At 45.6% G+C, this 21,349-nt stretch carries 30 protein-coding genes, 1 tRNA gene and 2 pseudogenes; 10 read left to right on the top strand and 23 right to left on the bottom strand.

What is annotated here, in order from left to right:
• Positions 1–13 precede the first annotated feature (13 nt).
• From IM450_RS17235 to IM450_RS17225, 3 genes are all read right to left on the bottom strand, one after another.
• The gene (locus tag IM450_RS17235; protein WP_002763038.1) at positions 14–622 is read right to left on the bottom strand and encodes a COP23 domain-containing protein; all 609 of its coding nucleotides are present in this window, start codon (positions 620–622) and stop codon (positions 14–16) included.
• 59 nt (positions 623–681) lie between these two features.
• A complete protein-coding gene (locus IM450_RS17230; RefSeq protein WP_287665897.1) occupies positions 682–1,782 on the bottom strand; it encodes a S1C family serine protease in 1,101 nt (366 codons plus the stop codon).
• A 143-nt stretch (positions 1,783–1,925) separates the two neighbouring features.
• Positions 1,926–2,420 (bottom strand): tetratricopeptide repeat protein, encoded by a 495-nt coding sequence (locus IM450_RS17225; protein ID WP_287665894.1) that lies wholly within the window; start codon positions 2,418–2,420, stop codon positions 1,926–1,928.
• 178 nt (positions 2,421–2,598) lie between these two features.
• Here IM450_RS17225 and IM450_RS17220 point away from each other — a divergent pair, with 178 nt between their 5' ends.
• Complete coding sequence (locus IM450_RS17220; protein ID WP_287665891.1) at positions 2,599–3,156, top strand: Uma2 family endonuclease; 558 nt, start codon at positions 2,599–2,601, stop codon at positions 3,154–3,156.
• A 68-nt stretch (positions 3,157–3,224) separates the two neighbouring features.
• Here IM450_RS17220 and IM450_RS22745 read toward each other — a convergent pair.
• A pseudogene (locus IM450_RS22745) lies at positions 3,225–3,443 on the bottom strand (SWIM zinc finger family protein); the annotation flags it as partial.
• Between the two features lie 118 nt (positions 3,444–3,561).
• A pseudogene (locus IM450_RS22595) lies at positions 3,562–4,299 on the bottom strand (SWIM zinc finger family protein); the annotation flags it as partial.
• 115 nt (positions 4,300–4,414) lie between these two features.
• On the opposite strand from IM450_RS22595, the gene IM450_RS17205 reads away from it, so the two are divergent.
• From IM450_RS17205 to IM450_RS17190, 4 genes are all read left to right on the top strand, one after another.
• Positions 4,415–4,696 (top strand): ParB N-terminal domain-containing protein, encoded by a 282-nt coding sequence (locus tag IM450_RS17205; RefSeq protein ID WP_004163666.1) that lies wholly within the window; start codon positions 4,415–4,417, stop codon positions 4,694–4,696.
• A gap of 13 nt (positions 4,697–4,709) precedes the next feature.
• Positions 4,710–5,402 carry a helix-turn-helix domain-containing protein gene (locus IM450_RS17200; RefSeq protein WP_004163665.1) on the top strand — a complete coding sequence of 231 codons (693 nt, stop codon included), beginning with the start codon at positions 4,710–4,712 and terminating at the stop codon, positions 5,400–5,402.
• A gap of 546 nt (positions 5,403–5,948) precedes the next feature.
• Positions 5,949–6,185, top strand: coding sequence for a hypothetical protein (locus IM450_RS17195; protein WP_002799399.1), 237 nt, complete (start codon positions 5,949–5,951; stop codon positions 6,183–6,185).
• Positions 6,175–6,591, top strand: a complete 417-nt coding sequence (locus IM450_RS17190; RefSeq protein ID WP_043997644.1) for a putative toxin-antitoxin system toxin component, PIN family — start codon at positions 6,175–6,177, stop codon at positions 6,589–6,591. Before IM450_RS17195 ends, IM450_RS17190 begins: the two co-directional genes overlap by 11 nt.
• Positions 6,592–6,943: 352 nt before the next feature.
• Here the strand turns inward: IM450_RS17190 and IM450_RS17185 are convergent, their stop codons facing one another.
• Complete coding sequence (locus IM450_RS17185; RefSeq protein WP_287665878.1) at positions 6,944–7,792, bottom strand: M28 family metallopeptidase; 849 nt, start codon at positions 7,790–7,792, stop codon at positions 6,944–6,946.
• A gap of 109 nt (positions 7,793–7,901) precedes the next feature.
• Here IM450_RS17185 and IM450_RS17180 point away from each other — a divergent pair, with 109 nt between their 5' ends.
• Positions 7,902–9,284 carry a flavin monoamine oxidase family protein gene (locus tag IM450_RS17180; RefSeq protein ID WP_287665876.1) on the top strand — a complete coding sequence of 461 codons (1,383 nt, stop codon included), beginning with the start codon at positions 7,902–7,904 and terminating at the stop codon, positions 9,282–9,284.
• Positions 9,285–9,363: 79 nt separating this feature from the next.
• On the opposite strand, the gene IM450_RS17175 is transcribed toward IM450_RS17180, so the two are convergent.
• Positions 9,364–11,889, bottom strand: coding sequence for a mannose-1-phosphate guanyltransferase (locus IM450_RS17175; RefSeq protein ID WP_287665873.1), 2,526 nt, complete (start codon positions 11,887–11,889; stop codon positions 9,364–9,366).
• A 206-nt stretch (positions 11,890–12,095) separates the two neighbouring features.
• On the opposite strand from IM450_RS17175, the gene IM450_RS17170 reads away from it, so the two are divergent.
• On the top strand, positions 12,096–12,287 hold the full coding sequence (locus tag IM450_RS17170; RefSeq protein ID WP_039899592.1) for a hypothetical protein: 192 nt from the start codon (positions 12,096–12,098) through the stop codon (positions 12,285–12,287).
• A 164-nt stretch (positions 12,288–12,451) separates the two neighbouring features.
• Positions 12,452–12,525 (top strand) — tRNA-Arg (locus tag IM450_RS17165).
• 144 nt (positions 12,526–12,669) lie between these two features.
• On the opposite strand, the gene IM450_RS17160 is transcribed toward IM450_RS17165, so the two are convergent.
• Positions 12,670–13,218 carry an RDD family protein gene (locus IM450_RS17160; protein ID WP_287665870.1) on the bottom strand — a complete coding sequence of 183 codons (549 nt, stop codon included), beginning with the start codon at positions 13,216–13,218 and terminating at the stop codon, positions 12,670–12,672.
• A gap of 208 nt (positions 13,219–13,426) precedes the next feature.
• Here IM450_RS17160 and IM450_RS17150 point away from each other — a divergent pair, with 208 nt between their 5' ends.
• Positions 13,427–13,786, top strand: coding sequence for a DUF6464 family protein (locus IM450_RS17150; RefSeq protein WP_002765174.1), 360 nt, complete (start codon positions 13,427–13,429; stop codon positions 13,784–13,786).
• Between the two features lie 47 nt (positions 13,787–13,833).
• Complete coding sequence (bioF, locus tag IM450_RS17145; RefSeq protein ID WP_287665868.1) at positions 13,834–14,991, top strand: 8-amino-7-oxononanoate synthase; 1,158 nt, start codon at positions 13,834–13,836, stop codon at positions 14,989–14,991.
• A gap of 54 nt (positions 14,992–15,045) precedes the next feature.
• Here bioF and IM450_RS17140 read toward each other — a convergent pair whose 3' ends face one another.
• From IM450_RS17140 to IM450_RS17070, 15 genes are all read right to left on the bottom strand, one after another.
• The gene (locus tag IM450_RS17140; RefSeq protein ID WP_004163657.1) at positions 15,046–15,261 is read right to left on the bottom strand and encodes a hypothetical protein; all 216 of its coding nucleotides are present in this window, start codon (positions 15,259–15,261) and stop codon (positions 15,046–15,048) included.
• The gene (locus tag IM450_RS17135; protein ID WP_287665863.1) at positions 15,248–15,490 is read right to left on the bottom strand and encodes an antitoxin family protein; all 243 of its coding nucleotides are present in this window, start codon (positions 15,488–15,490) and stop codon (positions 15,248–15,250) included. The genes IM450_RS17140 and IM450_RS17135 overlap by 14 nt, the downstream gene beginning before the upstream one ends.
• A 224-nt stretch (positions 15,491–15,714) precedes the next feature.
• Positions 15,715–15,918, bottom strand: coding sequence for a hypothetical protein (locus IM450_RS17130; protein WP_002747099.1), 204 nt, complete (start codon positions 15,916–15,918; stop codon positions 15,715–15,717).
• Between the two features lie 2 nt (positions 15,919–15,920).
• The gene (locus IM450_RS17125; protein ID WP_287665861.1) at positions 15,921–16,409 is read right to left on the bottom strand and encodes a type II toxin-antitoxin system VapC family toxin; all 489 of its coding nucleotides are present in this window, start codon (positions 16,407–16,409) and stop codon (positions 15,921–15,923) included.
• Positions 16,410–16,601: 192 nt separating this feature from the next.
• Positions 16,602–16,973 (bottom strand): DUF5615 family PIN-like protein, encoded by a 372-nt coding sequence (locus IM450_RS17120; RefSeq protein ID WP_004163653.1) that lies wholly within the window; start codon positions 16,971–16,973, stop codon positions 16,602–16,604.
• Positions 16,974–16,976: 3 nt separating this feature from the next.
• Entirely contained in the window at positions 16,977–17,207 is a 231-nt protein-coding gene (locus IM450_RS17115) for a DUF433 domain-containing protein (protein ID WP_002779924.1), read from the bottom strand.
• A 237-nt stretch (positions 17,208–17,444) separates the two neighbouring features.
• The gene (locus tag IM450_RS17110; RefSeq protein WP_287665858.1) at positions 17,445–17,834 is read right to left on the bottom strand and encodes a type II toxin-antitoxin system VapC family toxin; all 390 of its coding nucleotides are present in this window, start codon (positions 17,832–17,834) and stop codon (positions 17,445–17,447) included.
• Complete coding sequence (locus IM450_RS17105; RefSeq protein ID WP_002739406.1) at positions 17,827–18,066, bottom strand: hypothetical protein; 240 nt, start codon at positions 18,064–18,066, stop codon at positions 17,827–17,829. The genes IM450_RS17110 and IM450_RS17105 overlap by 8 nt, the downstream gene beginning before the upstream one ends.
• A gap of 478 nt (positions 18,067–18,544) precedes the next feature.
• The gene (locus tag IM450_RS17100; RefSeq protein ID WP_002752921.1) at positions 18,545–18,853 is read right to left on the bottom strand and encodes a DUF2442 domain-containing protein; all 309 of its coding nucleotides are present in this window, start codon (positions 18,851–18,853) and stop codon (positions 18,545–18,547) included.
• On the bottom strand, positions 18,834–19,070 hold the full coding sequence (locus IM450_RS17095; protein ID WP_004163652.1) for a DUF4160 domain-containing protein: 237 nt from the start codon (positions 19,068–19,070) through the stop codon (positions 18,834–18,836). Before IM450_RS17095 ends, IM450_RS17100 begins: the two co-directional genes overlap by 20 nt.
• A 142-nt stretch (positions 19,071–19,212) precedes the next feature.
• Entirely contained in the window at positions 19,213–19,263 is a 51-nt protein-coding gene (locus IM450_RS17090; protein WP_242034642.1) for a hypothetical protein, read from the bottom strand.
• Between the two features lie 336 nt (positions 19,264–19,599).
• Positions 19,600–19,968 (bottom strand): hypothetical protein, encoded by a 369-nt coding sequence (locus tag IM450_RS17085; protein WP_002752923.1) that lies wholly within the window; start codon positions 19,966–19,968, stop codon positions 19,600–19,602.
• Positions 19,965–20,240 (bottom strand): hypothetical protein, encoded by a 276-nt coding sequence (locus IM450_RS17080; RefSeq protein ID WP_002752924.1) that lies wholly within the window; start codon positions 20,238–20,240, stop codon positions 19,965–19,967. Before IM450_RS17080 ends, IM450_RS17085 begins: the two co-directional genes overlap by 4 nt.
• Before the next feature lie 249 nt (positions 20,241–20,489).
• Positions 20,490–20,855 (bottom strand): clan AA aspartic protease, encoded by a 366-nt coding sequence (locus IM450_RS17075; protein ID WP_008205585.1) that lies wholly within the window; start codon positions 20,853–20,855, stop codon positions 20,490–20,492.
• Positions 20,852–21,127 (bottom strand): hypothetical protein, encoded by a 276-nt coding sequence (locus tag IM450_RS17070; protein ID WP_002739245.1) that lies wholly within the window; start codon positions 21,125–21,127, stop codon positions 20,852–20,854. Before IM450_RS17070 ends, IM450_RS17075 begins: the two co-directional genes overlap by 4 nt.
• Positions 21,128–21,349 lie beyond the last annotated feature (222 nt).

The raw sequence follows: 21,349 nt of genomic DNA, 5'->3' as shown, positions 1-21,349 counted from the left end.
AACAGCGAAAATTCTAGCGGGTGGGAACGCAATTATTTTGCGGGCCAGCAGATCTCGTACCACAGGGCGCGTCGCGATCGGCGAGTGGTGCTTTGGCGAAAAACTCCGTCATCGAGATATAGGTTTTATCTCCGGAATTCTGGAGGAGCATATCCGAGCTTTTCCCCTCTAGGATGTCCATGAGTTGTTGCAAGACTAAATCTGGATTATCGTGGGGTTTAAGGGTAAAAAGTTGGCTATTACCATCGCAGGGATCGCCGGATCGTGAAACGCTGCAGATGATCGGGTATCCCTTCGCCCGGCCGGTGGTGAGATAGTTAAAACGCCCTTGATTATAGGCTTCCTGGAATTTTTTCGTGACTTCCTCGCAACGAACCGGGGAACGTTTGGAGAAATATTCCGATTTCCAGCCGATAATCCGCACATTGCCGCTCCTTTGGGGAATCCAAGCGAGGGTGGCGGGGATTTTTCCTCCCGATGCGCGATCGAACACCTCTTTACAGAAGAAGGTGACGCCATTCGGGGTGGTCGATTGGCTGAAACCGGGGGCGATACCACCGAGGAGGACAGTGGCGAGGAGGCCGACGCAAGCGAGACGGTGGGAAATATATCTAGAGTTCATAGGGATAGTTCCTCAGAAAATAGGGATTAGAATCGTGATTAGGGTCAAAATGGGATTATTTAAGGGTTAGCGGCGGCGTTGAGGGTGTAGCGACCCGATTCACCCCCTTCGCGAGAGGTGGCCACTAGGATATAAACTCCATCGGCAGGTAATTCGGTTACGAGTCGAGCGTTAAAATCCCCGGGGGCGCGATCGACACGCTGGTCACTACGGGCGACCTGTGGGTATTTTGTCCCCTCGGAAGATTGGAGAACGCGATAGAGGACAAGATAGGGAGCGATCTCGTTGCTGTTCATATCCAGAACGATTTTCTGTCCTGCACGACCCTCGAACCCGTAATATTGCTCGTTTTGGTCTTTGGTCAAGTTGCCTTGAACGGTCTGACCGTTAAGAGGGAGGGCGAGTAACTGTATCCGATCGTCCTGTCCTAATGTTGAGACGGTGGAGACATCACCTGTTTTAACTGCGGTGAGGAAAGCTTGCAGGCGATCGAGGGAAACGGCGAAATTAATGCCGCTCTGGGTAAGGCCGATCGGGTTTCCCGCACCGTCGTAAACGTAACTCCCGATATCGCCTGCGACGTTAACCCCCACCACTTCCCCCCGTGAATTCAAAAGCGGCCCGCCGGAATTGCCTTTGTTGATATTAGCGTTGTGTTGCACAATGCCTTTTTCGGGGTCGAGACGGCTGATAATGCCCTGGGTGAGGGTGTTTTGATAGTCCTCGTTTAAGGGTGTGCCGATGGCGAAAACGCTTTCGCCGACTTTGGCGGAGTTCGGACGGGCCAGGGGAAGATAGGGCAGGTTTTGGCGGTTATAAATCCGCAGGACGGCTAAATCCACGCCATTTTTAGCGAAGCCGATCACGTCTGCCGAGGCCTGCTGTCCGTTGGAAAATTTCACTGTCACCACCCGGGGGCCATCCGCAACAACGTGGGCGTTGGTAATGATGATACCGTCGGGACTGACGAGAAAGCCGCTACCGTGGCCGCTGCCATTTTTGACGGTGACGACGGCGGGGCTGGCTTTCTGATAGACTCTAGAAGCGGTCTGCTCCTGCGCGAGGATGGGTGGAATGTTTTCCATCAGGAAGCCTCCGGGTTGAACGAGTAGGCCAGTGGTGGCCAGTAGCACCGATAGGGTGAAAGTAATTGGTTTCATCGGGTTGGCTCCTCTTTAGTCGAGGGATACTTGCAAGGATGTTATCGTTGGTTTTTTCCCAATTATGCGATCAAGTTTTAAGTCCTCAGATTGCTTTTTTTACAAAAGTTTAGAGGGGGAGAGCGATCGCTCTCCCTTGCAACTTACGCACCTATCTGCCGTAGTGCTTCTATGGCGCTGTTGTACATTTCTGTGTTTCCCTGCTGGCGAAATAATTCGGCGGCCGTTGTTAGATCGGCGATCGCATTTTGTCTCTGGTTAAATGCGAGATGGACGTATCCGCGGAAATGGTAAGCGTAGGCAGCGCGGGGGTTTAGTCGGATCGCGGTGTTCAGGTCTTGAAACGCCGGTCGCCATTGTTCGCGAATCGTGTAAATCATGCCCCGACCGAGGTAAGCTTCGGCATAGTCCGGATCGAGTTCGATCGCTCTGGTGAATTGAGCGACGGCGAGATCATATTTTTCCTGTAGGATGTAGTTAATTCCCCGGTTAAAGTGGGCGATCGCTTCTTTGTAGTTCGCTTGAGTGATCAGGGTTTCGGCTGGTTGTCGGCTTTCTAGGGCCATAACGGGGTGAACAGTGGCGAGGGTGGAGAGGCCGATTAGGCTGACGGTGGTGAGAAGGGCGAAGGATTTCATGGGTAGTTCCTCGGTGAGGGTGATTTGAGCTTCTACCTAATTCATCGGTTGTTTTTTTGGGAATATGCAGAATAGGGCAATCAATTTTTTTTCCTTTCGGGTACAAAAGGAAAAAGCGCGGCAATCGGGAGAGCTTTGTTATCATTTAGTGAAAAATACTTGTTTTTTTCGATGCAATATGGTAGGCAAATCCCCGACGATTACCGATGCGGAATTAATTCGCCTCAGTTGTCAGAACCCGGAATTACGCTTTGAACGCAATGCAGATGGAACCTTAGTCACTATGGCACCGATCGGAAGTATTTCGGCGAATCGAGAACTGAAAGCCGGCGCTCGCCTGCTCTACTGGGTCGAACAGAACGGGTTAGGAGAGGTATTTAGTTCTAGCGGCGGTTTTAAACTGGCCAATAGCGCGGTACGCTCTCCCGATGTGGCTTTCGTGGCGAGAGAACGTTTACCGTCCGGTTGGCAGGAAAGGGAGGATGAATTTCTCGATCTCGCGCCGGATTTCGTGATCGAGATCCGTTCTAAAACCGATAGTTTATCCAAGTTAAAGCGGAAAATGGAGGAGTATCGGGAGAACGGGGTGAAGTTAGGATGGTTGATCGATCGCCACAATAAACAGGCTTTCGTCTACCGTCAGGACGGGACGATTACCTGTTATCCCGCCAACGCGATTTTAAGCGGGGAGGATGTGGTTCCGGGGTTCACTTTGGCACTGGAAATCTTGCTGTAAGAGTGATCGCCATTTTTTAAATCCTACAGTAACCTGAGTTCGCGATAAGGAAAAAGACGGGTAGTAAAGCGAATAGAAGTTAATTTTTGGGCATAATCGCGGATATTCTCTGACCATATTTCTGAAAAATTAGCCGATTCTCACCGTAAAATCTTCTCTAAAACTGGAGCGCCTCATCCCTGTTGTAAGGCCACTAAACTCATCTCAAAATCGGCATTCCATTCATGCTGCCATTGCTCGATTTTTTCCCTTAAATCTTGCTTTTCTTGGGGATTAAATTCTCTACTTAAGTAGCTGGTTATAATTAAATTAAAAATAGATTTTAGGTTTGATCCCCCCTGCCCCCCTTGATAAGGGGGGTGCCGATAGGCGGGGGGATCTGAAAGTTTTTAATACCTACCTACTTAAAATTGCTGCAGTTAAAACTCGATCGATTCTAGCACTTAAATCATCATTGATGTCACCGTAATCTTCTAAATCATCCCATTACTCGATACAGGCGCTAATAATTGCTTCTAAAATAGCGAGGGCGTTATCTGGTTCTCCCTTTTGATAATAATCTTGGTTCTCATCCACTAGGGCGTAAATTTCATTAGAAATTGGATATTCTTCGTAGTAATCTTCTTGGATCGCTCGTAGGGATTGCCGCAGTTCATTACGGACAGTATTACGATAAGCTTTGAGATTAATAGTTATCTTCGCTGCCGCTTTATTAACTGGGGTAGCTGGAACTAAAAATTTATCAATTGTCTCGATAATTTCTGGGTGTTTAGCCACTAAATGATTAAGCAATTTTCTTAATTTACTTTCATCGATCGGTGTCAATAACTCCTCTAGGGAAGCTTTTTTAATAATTAATTATAGTTGACGAGAACAGGTTAATAAAACCGCCATAATACGCTTACACAAACCCTCGTAATACTAGGAACAAGAACAGGAGAGATTCTCAAGATTATCTTGGTTAAAATCCATGACAACTCGATAGTTTTTAACCTAACTACCATACACTAAAGCTTGTAGATTTTGCCCCCGTTGCCAAAGAGAAATAACCGCACCGTTATCGTAATAATATTGACCGCGCTGATAGGAAGCATTGGTGCTATTTTGCCGGATAATTTTTTCCCTGATAGGAGGAATAGTCATAGTCAGCAAAGGAGAGGACTGACTGATAAAATCTTGTCTGTGTTAAGAAAACGGCCAGCACCGAGACAGACCACTGCATCAGCAACCGAGTCAACTTATCTTCAGTTTAGCCTAAATGTGCTATAGTGAAGACAGTATGGAAATTAAAAACATTCCTCTGTCCCAAATTCGTCGTCCTTTACCGCGACAAACCGATCCCGAAAAAGTTAATCAGTTGATGCAATCGATCGCTGAGGAGGGATTGCGAGAACCGATCGATGTTTTGGAGGTGGATGGTCAATACTACGGTTTTTCCGGTTGCCATCGCTTTGCCGCTCATCAGCGTCTCGGTAAAGAAACAATTCTCTGTCGAGTTCGTCGCGCTCCTAAATCCGTTTTAGCTAAACACATCGCTTAAGCTGAGAAGTCCCATGAATGAGTCCTTATATAAATATCATCGGCAAAAATTAGAGCAGTTAATGGCAGAAATTGGCTGTAAAAATCTGGAAGAATTGAGTAAGTTATCGGGTCTATCTTCTTGGCAATTGCAGAGAGTTCGCCATGGTTTAATCGCCAAATTATCCTCTGAATCTTTGGTGAAATTAGCTAATGCGCTGCAGCTGCCAGTTAGCGATCTCCTCGCTCATTTTCAAATCCCGACGATGGGGACAGAGGATCGTTCAGGGGAATTAAAAATTCTCGAACAAGAGTATCAAAATTTACAGCAAAAATTAGACCAGCAAAAAGAAGAATTAGCCGAAGAATTTCAACGTCAAAGCATCGAAGCGATCGAATCTTGGTTAGTTCAATGGCCCACGGCCGAGGCCGTTGCCCGCAAAAATCCCGACCTAGCAGCCGTCAAAATCCTCTCCCTAGTTAAACCGATTATGCAGTTACTGCAGCGCTGGGGAGTGCAACCAATTCACAGTGTCGGTGATCATGTTAGTTACGATCCGCAAATCCATCAATTGATCGATGGTCAAGCAGCAATCGGTACACCCGTTTTAGTTCGTTATCGGGGCTATCGTCATGGGGAAAAACTACTTTATCGTGCTAGAGTGAGTTTAATTAAAGTAGAAATGCAGGAAATTAAACCAGCAGAAACAGAAAATGTCACCGCTTAAAGTGATAATTCTTGCAGAGCTTTAGTGCTGTGAAAAATTCCCCCGTGGTCTGCTTTTATCGAAAAAATCGGGTCTAAAACCTCGCCTTAAGACGAAAAGTTTTTGGAGCGGGACATAAATCCCCATTACAAAACTAATGGCTACTTGATAACCGCCCCCTGAACGGTTAAAATAAGATTATGGGTGATTCGGAGAAAAAAACCAGCAATGGTTACAGATGCTTGACGGAGGTTTATCTGTTGCCGATGTTAGGATACTACTATTAGCGACGCTTGAGCGAAATCCAACCGCATCAATGTCGTCAATAATGTTGGGTTTCTAACTGGGATTGGTGCGTTACGCTAACCCTAACGCACCCTACTGGACTGTTTCAGCTAAAATAGGGCAATAGATTTCGGCTTAAAGTCTTAGATTATAGAATTTATAGCATTTTTCTAATACACCAAATTAGCTGAAACAATCCACTACACTCAAGATTAAGAAGGAAACCGAGCAAAAAGTAATGAGAGGGTTGTTTTAAGTTTGTATTTGTGCTACTTTGAAAATATGAAAGCAACGATCCGAAACGTTAAAATTAGCGAGATCCCCACAGCGATCGAGCAGTTAGGTTTGTCCGCTCATGCGTGTGTCGATTTCACCATCGAGAATCATGAGATGACGGGAAACGAACAGGAAGAAACCACCCAAGCCTTGATGGAAGTGGTGAATGAAATTCGTGCTTATGCCAAGAGTCAGGGATTGACTGATGAGAAGTTGGAAGAGCTTTTAGTAGATGAATCGTGAACCCATAGTTATCGATACGAACGTCTTGATAAGCTTCGCCTTAAGCAGTACGACAACACCAGCTTTGGCTGTAGAATACGCGATTAATAACTTTATTATTCTGCAAAGTCCCGCAACTATATGCGAGTTGGTCACAAAACTTCTTCTCCCAAAGTTCGAGAGGTACATTACACTGGAGCAGCGCCAACAACTGCTAGTAAGAATTTTGGAAATTTCGCTGCTGATTAGACCTACTGACCACACTGAAATTTGCCGAGATCGAGACGATAATAAATTCCTAAATCTGGCAACCAGTGGGGAAGCACGCTATCTCATTACTGGTGACAATGATTTGCTTATACTGCAACGCTATGGGAAAACAGAGATCGTTACACCAAGGGAATTTTTAAAAATTGTTCGGCGGTGAAGTACAAAAAATCCAGTTTGAGTGAGATGATCGAAAGAACAACATTGATAGGGAAAAACACGGGATAGACTTTAATTTTGCCAAGACAAGTGACTTAAGCAGTAGGTTGGGTTGAGCAATAATAACTTTTGTCTGTCAAATATTAGCGACGCTTAAGCGAAACCCAACCACACCAATGTCGTCAATAATGTTGGGTTTCTAAGTAGCTGGTTATAATTAAATTAAAAATGGATTTTAGGTTCGATCCCCCCTGCCCCCCTTAATAAGGGGGGTGCCGATAGGCGGGGGGATCTGACAACTTTTAACGCCTACCTACTTAACTGGGATTGGTGCGTTACGCTAACGCTAACTTTTATCTTATCGGTAAAGATTGCAATCCAAAACAGAGACCTTGACACACTCGTGTTAGGAAATTTAAGTCTAAAGTAGCGATTGTATCCCGAGAACTATGATAATAGGGATTACGCATATTAGCCGTATCTGTCACCATAATTGCCGAATAACCGCGACTCCAAAAGGGAGAATGATCGCTGCGTCGAGTATCGGGGACGACATAACCTCCAAAAATTACCGGCAACCACTCGCAGGGAGTCTGATTTTCCCGCAGGACTCGACTGAGAAAATTTAAATCCTTGCGGGTTTTGAGATTGCCAATCAAAGCGATAAAATCCCCGGTGTTGGGGTAAAAATATTCTAGAAAAGCCGGATATTTTTGAGAATGGGGATTTTTATCACAGTAACCGAGCATTTCTAAGGATAACATTAACCTTAAATCCTGCTTAGTTTGTTTTAATTTTTCTGCGTAGGCAATGCTCCCCAGTAATCCGTATTCTTCTAGATCGAAGGCAATTAAACGAATTGGATAATTAGCTTGATTCTCCCCAAAAAACCTCGCTAATTCTAATAATACCGCTAATCCCGTGGCGTTATCGTCGGCCCCCGGCGACCCCGGCACCGTGTCATAATGAGCGCCAATTAAAATCGGAGGTTTTTGACTGTTGTTAGGCAAATCCAAGATTAAATTTTCGTAATTTTTTCCCTGAAAATGGAAAAAATGTGATTCAACTTTTCCCCAATTGCCTAACTCTTGCCGCAGGTATTCTCGCACATAAAAATGTCCTTGACTAGAGAAAAAAGGGTTTCTTTCTCGGACAATTTGTTCTAGGTGTTGGCTTAAGCGATCGCTAAGAAGATCAAACATTGATAGCAGCAGATAATTTAATCAAAAGAGCCAATGGATAGAGAAACTGAGGCAAAAATCGGGGAGAATAATAATTGTTAATTATCAGGTATTCTGTGGGGCTAAAATCATGACCAATCTCCAATTGACTAACTATGAGTGTATCGTGATCGGGGCGGGATTAGCAGGATTAATCGCCGCGCGGAATCTCCAGAGGCAAGGTCATCAAGTTCTGGTAATCGAAGCGCGAAATCGTTACGGTGGCAGAATGTCTGGTCAATATCTCCCCTCCGGACAGTGGATCGATCGAGGTGGTCAGTGGGTCGGTCCAACCCAAGAGCGTTTTTTAGCCCTCCTTGATGAGTATAAAATACGTCGTTTTCCCTCTCCCAATCAGGGAAAAACCGTCCTAGTGTTCAACAACAAACGCTATGAATTCAATGGTTTTTTTCAAGGTTTCCACGAGGGAGAAGTACCCGATATCGGCGCGGCAGAATGGCAAGATGCGATGTCAGCATGGGCGCGTTTTCAAGAACTAGCCAAAACCCTACCTTCAGGTTATCCCCAAAGCAACGATCACACCAAAAAACTAGACAGTAAAACTTTTGCCCAGTGGATTGAAGAAAACACCAGCACAGATTTTGGTCAATGGTATTTTGCTTATATGGCGCGTGCAGTGGGGTTTCTCGGGCCGGCCGAACCCCAACAAGTCTCACTGCTGCACGTTCTTTGGGGACAAAATTGCGCCCCTCAGGCCGAACATCCAGAAGCCGAACTGATCCATGGCGGAGCCGGACAAATTCCCGACAAGATCGCAGCGGAGTTAGGAGAGCGAATTCGATTGGGGGAACCGGTTTTTCGCCTTAATTATGACTCGGCCGGCGTGACCGTAGAAACCAGCCAGAATACTTTTACCGCCAAATTTGCCATCATTGCCATGCCACCCCATCTTGCCGGCCGCATTATTTATCATCCCCCGCTACCACCCCAGCGAGAACAACTAACCCAACGAGTACCGATGGGATGCTGCGCTAAAATCCTGATTTCCTATGAGCAACCTTTCTGGCGAAAACAGGGACTAGCGGGAGTTGCTCAAGGGAATTGTCAATGGTTGGAACTCTGTGCTGATAGTTCCGATCCCGAAACCGGTGTCGGGGTAATCGCCACCTTTGTGGTTGGCGATCGCTATAACCGTTGGCGCTCCATGAGTGGCCCAGCGCGTCGTGCCGCCGTTCTCTCGGATTTAGCTATTTATTTCGGTCAAGAGGCACTTTTCCCGATCAGTTACGATGAGGTGGATTGGCCCGGGGATCCTTGGACTGGTGGCGCATATTCCGCTTTTATGCCCCCCGGAGTCTGGACAAGTTTCGGCGAGGCTCTTTTTACTCCCGTCGGACCGATTCACTGGGCCGGCACAGAAATGGCCGATCGCTGGCCGGGATTTTTTGAGGGAGCGATCCGCACCGGTGAGGCAGCGGCCGATCGAATCGCCTTGCTTTTGCGGGAAAAATGAGCATCTACAGGGCTACGCCACCTTTTAGGTCAAAAAAGTCATCATAGTCAAGTTTCGGGGCTAATAGGGCAGAAAACTCTTAAATCATCACTATTTCGCCCTGGTAATGTTCGACGAAATACTGCACACGATGACGATATTCTTTAATTGTCCGATCGACCCATTCCCGCTGCTCACTGTTAGCATAGATATGCACTAAAGGTTCTCCAGCATCGGGTAAAATCAACACCCAGTCATCATTAAGGGGATTAATCACCTTCACCCCATCGATCAACTCTAGATTATCGGTAGCGTGAGTCTCCACCAGATAGCGCATCAAGGATCCCTTTACTTTCCAAGGACAACGCACCGCCGTATTCTTATTGTAAATGCGCGGTAACTCGGCCCGCACCTGAGCTAGAGAACGTTCCTGAATGGTTAACATCTCCAAAAGTTTCGCCACGCTGAACATGGCATCGAAACCGGGATGTAATTGCGGAAAAATAAAGCCAGTTTGCCCAGATCCTCCCAAAACCACATTAGGATTAGTTTGACATCCTTCCATTAAAGCGCTAGGACTGGCTTTTGTCCGCACCACCCGGCCATCGTGACGACGCGCGATCTGTTCCACGGCACTAGAAGCATGAACCGGCACTACCACTGTACCGCGAGGATGGGAGGTCAGAATTGTATTCACCATTAGAGCAGTTAATTGTTCCCCGCGAATCGATAAACCACTCTCATCGACGAGGACTAATTGTTCCCCGTTGGCCGAAACTTGTACGCCTAAGTTCGCTTTCAGGGCCTCCACCACATGGCCCAATTGATGGATCAGTAACTCTCTTTCCTGCATGGAAAGGGCATTCTGACGTAAACTGGCATTGAGAACCACGGCATCACAGCCAAATTTAGCCAGTAATTCTGGTAAAATTGCCCCTGAGACTCCGTAGGCGTAATCAATGACGATTTTGGAGCTACTATTGCGAATAGCCTCCACATTTAGCTGAGTTTCAAAGGTTTTGCGGTAATTATCGAGAATATCAGCCGGATAGGACATACTGCCGATTTCCTGCATTCCCACCCGTCGCAGATCTTCTTTAAAATAGGCCCCTTCGATTTTCTTTTCCCTCGCTTTGGAAACATTAATCCCTTTTTCGTCTAAAAACTCGATTAAGAGAAAATCCGGGCGATCGGGATGGATACGGACGTGAATGCCACCGACTACGTTTAATTTAGACACTAAAGTCCGCGAAATCGGTAAAGCATTCGCTTGTAGGTTTTGGATATTAACTCCCACGGACATTAAACCGGCAATCAGCGATCGACTGACCATGCGCGAGACACTACGTTGATCCCGGGAGACGATTACCGTTGACCCCGGTTTTAGAATGGAACCGTAGGATGCCCCCAGTTTAACGGCGAATTCGGGCGTGATATCGATGTTAGCCAGGCCCGATACTCCTCGTTGACCAAAGAGGTTTTTATGGGCAGTATTTCCCCAAATCAGGTTAATATTGAGGATGGCTCCCGATTCGATCTGTTTACTCGGCCAGACTCTTACCCCGGAATTGATCTGCGCTTCTTCCCCCACGATCGATAATTGTCCAATCACCGCACCTTCGTGTACTTGGGCCCGTCGATCGATTCTGGTTCCCCTAGCGATCGTACAAGCGGCTAAATTGACCTCATCCCCGATCACCACACCATTCCAGAGGATGGGACGTTTCAGATCGGAACCGGCACCGATGGTGACATTATCGCCGATAACCGAACCCCTCTCGATCAGAACATTTGCACCAATGCGGCAATGATTGCCGATCATGGCCGGGGCCTCAATCTGGGCGCTAGGATCGATATAAGTATTAGTACCGACCCACACCCCGGGGGATTTTTCTCGATAGGGAAATTCTAGGTTAACTTTGCCGGATAAAGCGTCGTATTGTGCTTCTCGGTAGGCCTCCAGATGACCGACATCGCACCAATAACCATCGGCCACATAACCATACATAGGTTCGCCCCTTTGCAGCAGCAGCGGAAACAAATCTTTAGAAAAGTCGGCTTCTTCTTTGTAAGGGAGATAATCGAGGACTTCTGGTTCAAGAATATAGGTCCCGGTGTTGACAGTATCGGAAAAAATCTCGCTGGTGGATGGTTTTTCGATAAAACGGCGAATTCTGCCTTCTTTGTCGGTAATCACTACCCCAAATTCGATCGGATTGGGAACGCGCGTCAGGACGAGGGTTGCTTTCGAGTTTTTGCTTTTATGGAATGCGATCGCTTTTTGCAGGTCAAAATCGGTGATACTATCGCCACTAATCACCAGAAAGGTATCATCTAACCATTCGGCAATATTTTTCACACATCCTGCGGTGCCTAGGGGTTGATCCTCCTCCACAGCGTAGGTGATTTTTACTCCAAAGTCGCTGCCGTCTTGAAAGTAGTCGCGCATGACATCGGGGAGATAGTGCAGGGTGGTGATAATTTCAGTAATGTCATGCTTTCGCAGTAAATTAATAATATGTTCGGCGATCGGACGGTTGAGAATCGGGACCATCGGTTTGGGAAGATCACAAGTAAGCGGACGTAATCTTGTCCCCGAACCACCTGCCATTAGTACCGCTCGCATAACTTCCTCCCAAGGCTATCTTTTCGCCGTTTTTAAATAGTTTTTGCAAATTATGGCTTTAGTTTTCCTATCTCGATCGAGCTAGTTCCTAACCGGCATTCTAACACCGTCCCCCCGATTCAGGACAATATTTTCTTTTCCCAAGCCGGCAAAACCCAAGCTTACAATGGGAGATGTGAATTGTCTAAATCCAAGGATGAGATGACATGAGACTGGTTGTTTTTCTCTTAATAATTGTTTACGGTGTCGGTGGTTGGAAATTCTGGAATGGATACAGAAGCACTAACTTTAGTTCCAGTTTACCCAATCGTTTAGCTCTAACACTGTTCTGGCCGCTTCTGTTGGCTGTTAATCCCGCCTACCGCAAGAATTTTCAAAAAGCCCTCAAGGGCAAATAAAATTAACATACTGCCAAGGTTGCGGCCATAAAACAAAAAAGGGAGTGGGTATCGAGGCGTTTTCTGCTGGATTAGTCGAGATTACCCCCCCAAAAAACCCTTAAATAATCCATGGCAATCAGCAATTTAGCCATGGATGGCTTATCATGGTTAGGGAAAAAATTGGGGTCGTAGCTCAGTTGGATAGAGCGAGTGCCTCCTAAGCACTAGGCCGCCGGTTCGATCCCGGCCGATCCCGCCTTTTTCAGTGATCAGTTAGATGTTGGGGTGTGGGGAAGTGGGAATTATGAATTATGAATTATGAATTATGAATTGGGGGGTGGGGAGAATAAATAAAAGCAATCTCCTGTCTCCCGTCTCCTGTCTCCTGAATAACCGGTATTTATCTTCTCATTCTGCCCTTAACTTGATACCAAAGCCTTCTTAAACGTAGATCGAGAGAAAAACCCCGACGGGTGGGAATAACAATCGTGCCACCGATGCGATCGTGGAAAGCTCGGTTCAATTGCTCATCACCGATCGCCATACCACAATCGGCGAAAAGGGGCGAAGATAATAAAATCAAACTTAAAGGATTGCCAAAAAAAGTATTTAACCCTACCATCATTAAAGCTGCCCCGCCACCAGCGATCGCCTCTCGTTTGCTTAACTCCAAAATTCCGGGTAAACGCTGAAGTCGCAGATCGATGACCTTCATATCCAAGGCCCAACGTCCTAAACTCTGACCCTGATTCTGCGCTACCAATAACACCCGCAAACACCACCAGATCAGCAGAAAAAGCAAGAATTGCAGTACAGGCGCACTATTAGCAAAGGAGCTTAAAAACCAGATCGAGGCAAAGTCGATCAGGAAAGCATAGGCCCGACGATCTAAGGGAATTTTCGGAAATTTTTGCGGTAGATTATCTTCAGGCGGGATGGGGTAAACCATAAACTAAATTCTCGGAAAAATCCTGCTGTTTATCTTCTACTCTAATCGGGAAATTGGCAATTCTAGAGTGAGTGGAACGAACCACAGAGACACAAAGGACACAAAGATTGATCGCTATTATATAAGTTAAACTTATCACACAAAGAATAAGAGAGCCAGAGATCTAGGCTACCATTGAGCAAAGGTAGCCCAGAATACAGGGATAATCATGGAGCAAGATTCATTACTAACGGAGGTTATTCTAACCCATCCACGGCAAAGTTTGGGAGAGATCCAATTGGATTGGATGCCACAACCGGGTAATTATTTGGCCTTAAAAGGACAAACCTATGCGGTTTTGGAACGTCACCACCAGTATCAATACAAGATTGGTGGCTATTGTTTACGCAAAATTTCCCTTTATGTACAAACTGCTCCCACTCCTAACGAAAAAAGTTTGATTGAAGGACGTTGGGTGATGGGGGATGCTAGTTGTCGTTTTAACGCCAGATCCGAACTGTTACGCTGTGCGATTAACCCCTCTGGTCCCTGTCAAGATTGTCGTTTTTACGAAACTATTAACCCTTAAAAGAGCCTTTTTCGGGAATAATCTGACTATGTATTGACAAATCGCCTATGAATCATCCTTATTCTTGGATCGAGGATAGCTTAAAAACCCTCCATCGGGCCAATTGGTATCGAAGGGTTAAAACCATTCAAGGCCAGGGCGGAGCCGTTATAGAATTAGAGGGTCGATCGCTGATTAATTTTGCCAGTAATGATTATCTGGGATTAGCAGCCGATGAAAGAATGATCGCGGCAGCCATAGCAGCCACACAACGCTATGGAACTGGAAGCACCGGTTCGCGTCTATTAAGTGGACACCGAGATATTCATCGAGACTTAGAATTAGCGATCGCATCTTTTAAAAATAGCGAAGACGCGATCGTTTTTAGTTCGGGATATTTAGCCAATTTGGGGACAATTACCTGTTTAGTCGGGCAGAAAGACCTGATTTTAGGCGATCAGTACAATCACTCTAGCCTGAAAAATGGAGCCAAGTTAAGCGGTGCCACGGTGAAAGAATACCGGCACAATAGTCTCGAAGATTTAGAAAATCAGTTATTAGCCCACCGTCATCACTATCGTCATTGTTTACTGCTCACCGATACAGTGTTTAGCATGGATGGGGATATCTGTCCCCTAGCGGGAATTCTCGCTCTAGCCGAGATTTATAATTGTATGGTTTTGGTGGATGAGGCCCACGCTACCGGGGTTATGGGGGAAAATGGCACAGGTTGCGTGGAATATTGTGGTTGTCAGGGACGGGAATTAATTCAGATGGGAACCCTGAGTAAAGCTTTGGGCAGTTTAGGGGGATATGTGACCGGAAACGCCAAAATTATCGATTTTATCCGCAATCGCGCCGCTACTTGGATTTATACTACCGGTTTATCCCCCGCCGACACCGCCGCCGCTAGAATGGCTCTAGAGATTATTCATCTGGAACCGGAACGTCGCCAACGCCTACACCAAAATATTAATTTTGTCAAGAGTAACTTAAATAATTTTAATATATTGCCTTCGGAAGCGGCGATTTTATGTTTACCGGTAGCCAATCCGGGTCAAGCCCTAGAATTATCGCAAAAACTGCTAGAAAAAGGCATTTTTGCCCCCGCAATTCGTCCTCCTACCGTTCCCACCAGTCGTCTGCGGTTTACTGCCATGGCCACCCATAGCCGCGCCCATCTAGAGGTTCTTGTCCAGTCTATTGGCGAATCTTTGCCCTCATAGGGAAAAAGTTTTTGGTGGGAGCAGGGTATGGGAACGGCTTATGCTGCGGCAGGTTTAGGGACTCTTGAAAGGATTGACAATTTTCAGCCCATCAATGTCTGAATACCCAAATGGCTCAAGTTTGCGGCTTGCCGCTAAATATTCGCAGGCAACCTGCCAAATTAAAACTCCCTCTGTCAGATTAGCTACTAGAGAAGCTGCGATTGTCTGCTTACCGGGATCACGCGAATCATTGACGTAAATTAAAACATTTGTGTCAACGGCGTTCATGCAACATATCTCTCGTAAACTGGGGAGCATCAGAGGGAATGGGGTTTTGTTGCATTCGCTCAACAAGCAGCCTTAAAAAATTCTGCCTAGCCGCAATATCGGTAATCTTTGGGGGAATAATTTGAGGTGATTTGACAAAAAGCTCCACCTCAGTGCCTTCAGGTAAATCGTAAGCTGTTTGAAGGATGAACGTACCACTATGATAAATCGCTTTCAAGGCTTGGAGCATGGGGAAATCTCTATCACAAGAATTAGGGGTGATTTAGTTAGCTGCTTACAGTCTAGCCTACAGGATTGCCCCTCTATTTTAACCAACGCTAACATTCCTCAACTGGGCCCACCAGAGCGGCATCGCACTTTAACCCACAGCTTCAATCAATGTGCATGGTGCGTTCCGCAAAAATCGATCGGTGGAGCAGTAGGAGTCACATTAGGGAACGTACCCTACGGCTTTCAGTGCGTGAAGACGATCGCACTCTCGGTCGGGTGCAGTGATTTGTTATACTGTCGCTTGATCGGGAGCTTAATAACTTTACGTCCACTGGCAATTTGCTTTTCTCTAAGATCGTCAAATATTGCCTTGAGATCATAATTAAAAGATTTTGCGTATTCTTCTCTATATTTATGAATTTCTTCGACAATTTCATCTTTATACATAGTTATTCTCCTCGAAGCTTAAATCCTATGAACTCGTAAGGGGTACAAACAAATGGCAGCCTGTATCCAAGCTCAAGACTAATTTGAGATAGCTTTCTTTGAATTTGAGCGTTTGCCATGTGCTTACAATTCCATGTTAGTAGATAGTCTAAGCCATAAACGGTTGCTAGTGCCATGTGTAAGGCATCATTAGACGCTTTGGGGGGTAGGTTGCTTTGTTGTAGGAATTCTTGTGCTAGAGCGATCGCTTCTTCGGTTAGATCGAGAAAAATCAAGGACTGTAACAAGTTCTGTCTTTGAGTAGCAATTTTTGAATCTCCTCTCGATGCTTCATCTTCAACAATTTCCGAAACATACAGAACTAATGAACTACTATACTCATCCCAGCAGTCTTGTGTAATCTTAATGTTAGCGGCAAGAATCAGGTTTTCTGTTGGTCTTGCGGTTAGATGACCCAAAATACTGGTTTCAATATAGACGGTTTCGCTCACGGCAATCTAGAAAATCTATCCCACGTCTATCCTACTGCATTTAATCTTGGTTTTGAGGGAGTTGGGTAACAACCGTCAACCCAAGCTACAAGATCAGCATCGCACTTAAACCCACAGTTTCAATCAATGTGCATGGTGCGTTCCCCAAAAATCGATCGCTGGAGCAGTAAGAGCCACATCAGGGAACGCAGCTTACAAGATCGGCGATCTCACCGTTAAGTCTCTCATTCTAATTTTGTCTTCTTCAATAACTGTAAAGTGTCCATACCAGTCATCCCGCAATGAGATAACCTTGGCAACTTTCTCAGCGACTACAGATGCAGAAGGTACTCTTATTCTAAACAAAATAATACCAACACTGGCCGGCAACCTTGAACGAAAGGCGAGTTCTCCAAAATCTTTATCAAATGTCAAGAGAATACGATTTTCTGCTTGGGCGCGACTTAAAACTTCCCAGTCCGAGATTCCGGGGGATTCCACCCTAATCCACAGGACATCATGGCCATTTTGTCCTGGGGCTTCAACCGCATCAAGGGGGAAATTTTCGTTCGCTAGAAAACGCATCAGTTAAGCAGGAATAGCATAGACTTTCTCAGACTTGAGCATTACACTAGCATAGCTAAGACAAGCTTGAATATCTTCTACTGTAATACCTGGGTAGTTTCGCAGAATTTCATCAATACTCCAACCTTGGGCGAGAAGATCGATGATAAATTCAACCGCAATCCTTGTTCCTTTAATGATAGGTTTTCCCACCAAAATATCGGGATTTAGTGTAATTCGAGTTTCCCAGTCCATAGCTACATCATTGAAAGTGTTTTCAAAAAGGTAAAGGCTGCATGGGACGCACCCTACAATATCTCGTTTTATTATAACAGGATTTGGTATCACAGCTGCAATAAATGTGCATGGTGCGTTCCCCAAAAATCGATCGCTGGACCAGTAGGAGCCACATTAGGGAACGCAGCTTACAAGATCGGCTGTTTACACCCTCCACCGAGGACTTGCGGCATAACGGTCTAGTTAGGCTTTTCGCTAAGGGTAGGGTAATACATTTAAATTTTGAATAAATCGGTAGTCTCGTTGATTCTTGGTGATAAAAGGGTAATTCCATATTATTGCTGTACCTGCAATCAAGCCATCGGCAATCAGCAAACCGTGACTTAGCCGATACAAGCGAAGTAAGTCAACCGCTTTGTCTGAAATAGGTTGGTCAATTCTGATTACATCAAACTGTTGAAGGAATTTTTCCAGCGTCCGTAACTCTGACTTGTTAGTGCAGCCAACAATTAGTTCCATTTGTGTAACTACGCTAATTGCTAATCTGGAACTTGATTGTAGCCTTTGCAGACAATTGACTGCGTCAGGAATACCACGACCAACATCAATGATTATGTCGGTATCTACGATAGTTGAACTAGCCATTTGTCTTTGACCACTCGCTTTCTCGTAAATTTCGCACCCAAGTAGTACTATCTAAATCTTGACGATCGCGCCACATTCCAACAAAGGGATCATTAACTAAATCAACATTTGACGATGCAGACAGAGGTTCAGAATATATGTACTTTTGTTTCAAAAAAGCGATCAGGCTGACTACTTGGCTCTGTGCTTCAGCAGGCAAAGATAAAAATTCACCTAAAATCTCATGAGTCATGGTTGTATCCTCCCCCATATCACGCCCAAAAGCGTGTTAGCCAGATTAGCTTACTGCAAAGAGCTTCCTTTAAGGAGACTTATCACCGAAGCCTTCTGGGAATGTAGCAAAGATTCTTATATCTGGCTGCACTTTGTCACAAAATTTCACTATTATTTCGGGTAAGGTATGGTAAATCCCTTGATAGATAGGGTTTACTGAAAAAGTTTGTTGGTGGGGCTAGGGTGTGGGGTGTGGGGTGTGGGGTGTAGGGTTTTACCCATTTTCAGGCGGTCAATTACCTAATTTTCAGGGAAAAAGTACCTTAATTTTACCCCCGATCACTCCGATAGCCAGTACTTTTTGATTTCCCAAAAGTCTAAAAGTCTTACCCAACAAGGTTTTTAGATTTATTCAGCAAGCTCTAAGTAAATTTTGATATAAATTACAGGGCAAGAATGGAGGATTTGGGGTGGCACAACAGAAACATTGTCCCCATTTACTCGGTTACAGTTTGTCTGCGAGTTGTTAACCATCGATTCAGGGAGCGTGAACTCTCGCTACTGCGCCGACCAGCTAATAGTCCTTCGATACCAATATGCTCATCTAGATCGAGCCATTCGATAGCACATCCATCCGCTAAGAGTTGCCAATTTTGACGCTCGGCGGGGGAGGCGTGCAGTAAACGAGGGTACCATGTTAGCGGAACGGTGATGCTGCGACCGTCGGCTAGGTCGATTATTAATTTATCGTCGGTTAGGGTCACTTGATGGGCAATTGGCTCGGTTTCAAGGGTCAAAGTAATCATGCCATGCGCTTAGGATTGCGGGTTGATGTTCTGTTATTAGTTTAGCAATCTGGTTTAATTCATGTTCTTTGAATCCTCGGTTTTTCTCTAAGGTAATGGGATCAAGCCAATATTTAGCGAGTTTGCGATCGCGTTTGACATGGATATGGGCTGGCTCTCGTTGATCTGAACTGAAAAAGATAAAACTGTAAGGCCCAACTTGAAGGAAGGTAGGCATGAGAAAAGCTATTTTAAAGGTATATTTAGCTCTATGCTCTTATTATATGTCAATTTCTCTAATTCACAATTACCCACAAAAAAAGAGACCCTTGCAGATATCCTGTTGTAATACCTTCAATTAACGCTTAGTTTTTGTCTGCCTAGGCGCGGCGGCGCTTGAAGCCAACTCCCAGAGCGACGACAGCCCCCAGACCAACGAGAGCAGAGGGTTCCGGGGTTTGAGCGGGAGGAGCGGCATCGCACTTTAACCCACAGTTTCAATCAATGTGCATGGTGCGTTCCCCAAAAATCGATCGCTGGAGCAGTAGGAGCCATATTAAACCTCTTGCAAAAGTCTTAAGTCGATCCTTGTACAGCAACATTTTTGAAGATTATCAACTACTAATAAATAATTAACTGAAAGTCCCTCCCATTATTGTTTCTATCGTTTGTTTTCGGATTTATGCAAGAGGTCTATTAGGGAACGCACCCTACGGCTACGGCTGCGTTGTTAGACCGCGCCTCACCGAATCTCTTCTAGCACTGGCTCATAAGGCTTCAATCTTGACCTTACCGCCCTCAATGTTATCGACCTGCAACCGATATCTGTAAAGCAGCGCCATTCCTAGTAGAGGCTCTGTTTCTGATTCTGCAATATCAATCTCTTGGTACTGCCCATCCCATATCACAGTCCCAGTGTACAGATCAAAATAAGTTTCACTGCCATCACCCAGCGTGACAAAATCAGAACCACTCCAAGGTAAATTTAATGTAGCGATGATTGTAGAGGGCAAAGATAAAAATCCATTGAACCCAGTATCAATCACCGCGTCAACCGCTTGCAGTTGCCGATTTGAGTTTCCGACTACAATCCTTAGCGTGGCTTCACGCCGCAAATTTACAACACCTTCCATCATGGATTTTTCTTCAAACTCCGTGCCCCGAAATGATAAACAGCGCGATGTCCGATACGAATGATCCAAGGTTGGGCATCGGGGTGACGTTCAAAGAGCCGATTAGTTGCAGGCACAACGTTTTCATCGACTTCAAACTCTCCAGTTTCAATGTCGATCGCTACAATCTTACCTTCATTACCGGCTTCGACTTGCTGCCGAATGCCAGATTCGTAGAGTTTTTGCCCTCGCTCGGCTAACTCATCTTTGGGATAACGCCGTTGACGAACTGCCATAGGGTTGACCTCAACTCAGTATTTTGCCTTAATTATACTTTGATTTATTCTAACGAAGTGCTCCCGCTCTACTACTGATGAGCCGCCTCATCGGAAGCCCACCAGTGGTGCACTTCAAATTTGAATCGGCGCTTCAATCAATGTGCATGGTGCGTTCCCCAAAAATCTATTAGTGGAGCAGTAGGAGCCACATTAGGGAACGCACCCTACAAGATCGGCGTGCTGCTACGCAGTGCCTTCGGCATCGCACTACAAATCATCAATCGTTACCAACCCACCTTCCGTAAACTGAATCACAAGTTCATGGCTATCTAATAAAGCAGTTCCAACCAGGGGTCGCCGCCCTGTGGCAAATACACGAGTTTCTCGCTCCTCACCATTCCAGATAATAATTGCTTTGTGAAGAGGCAGCATTACTTGGCTGTTGTCTGCTAAATTCGCACGCATATCGTACCTGAAAGGAAGATTCAGTAATGCTACTGCTTCGGGTGGTAAACAAAGCTCATCTGTAAATCCTGTATCTACTACAAACTCAATCGGAAAGTCAGCGCGATTTGGAATCCGAAATGGGATAGTGATGATCGGGTGTCCATTAGCCACAATACCTGAAATCACTTAACTACACGCTCCATAACACCCCCACCAAAAGCGGCAGCAACGTTGTAGCCAATTTTGATCCCAAAGAGCCGAGCATGGGGGTGTTTCTCGCTCAATAAGTCAGCAGCGTGTAAGCCATTTTCATCAACTTTGTAGTCACCTGTTTCAATGTCAATGATAACCATCTTGCCAATGTTCTCTTCAACTTCCACCTCTTGGCGGATTCTGCTTTCGTACAGTTTCTCTGCACGTTGAGCAACTTCTTCACGGCTTAAAAGGATTGCTTGCATATACTAACTCCTGATTACGATTTGACTTCTGGAGACCCCTCTATAATATCTCACAGGTCTGTAGGATGAGCTAATGCCCATCCTTGTATATTGAGAGAGGTGGTAGACCGTCCCAACCTTGGTCAGAAAAGACCGCTTCGTAGCAAGGGTCACCACCATAATCTCCCTGACAAAACTCGAACAGTCGCCGGGGTCGTGGCGAAAACAATCAATTTTTAAGCT

Origin of the sequence: Microcystis sp. M083S1, from assembly GCF_020246405.1 — a bacterium.
In the GTDB taxonomy this organism is placed as follows: Bacteria; Cyanobacteriota; Cyanobacteriia; order Cyanobacteriales; family Microcystaceae; genus Microcystis; species Microcystis aeruginosa_C.
Note: the sequence above shows the minus strand (reverse complement) of the source record. Positions and strands in the feature narration are given on the sequence as shown.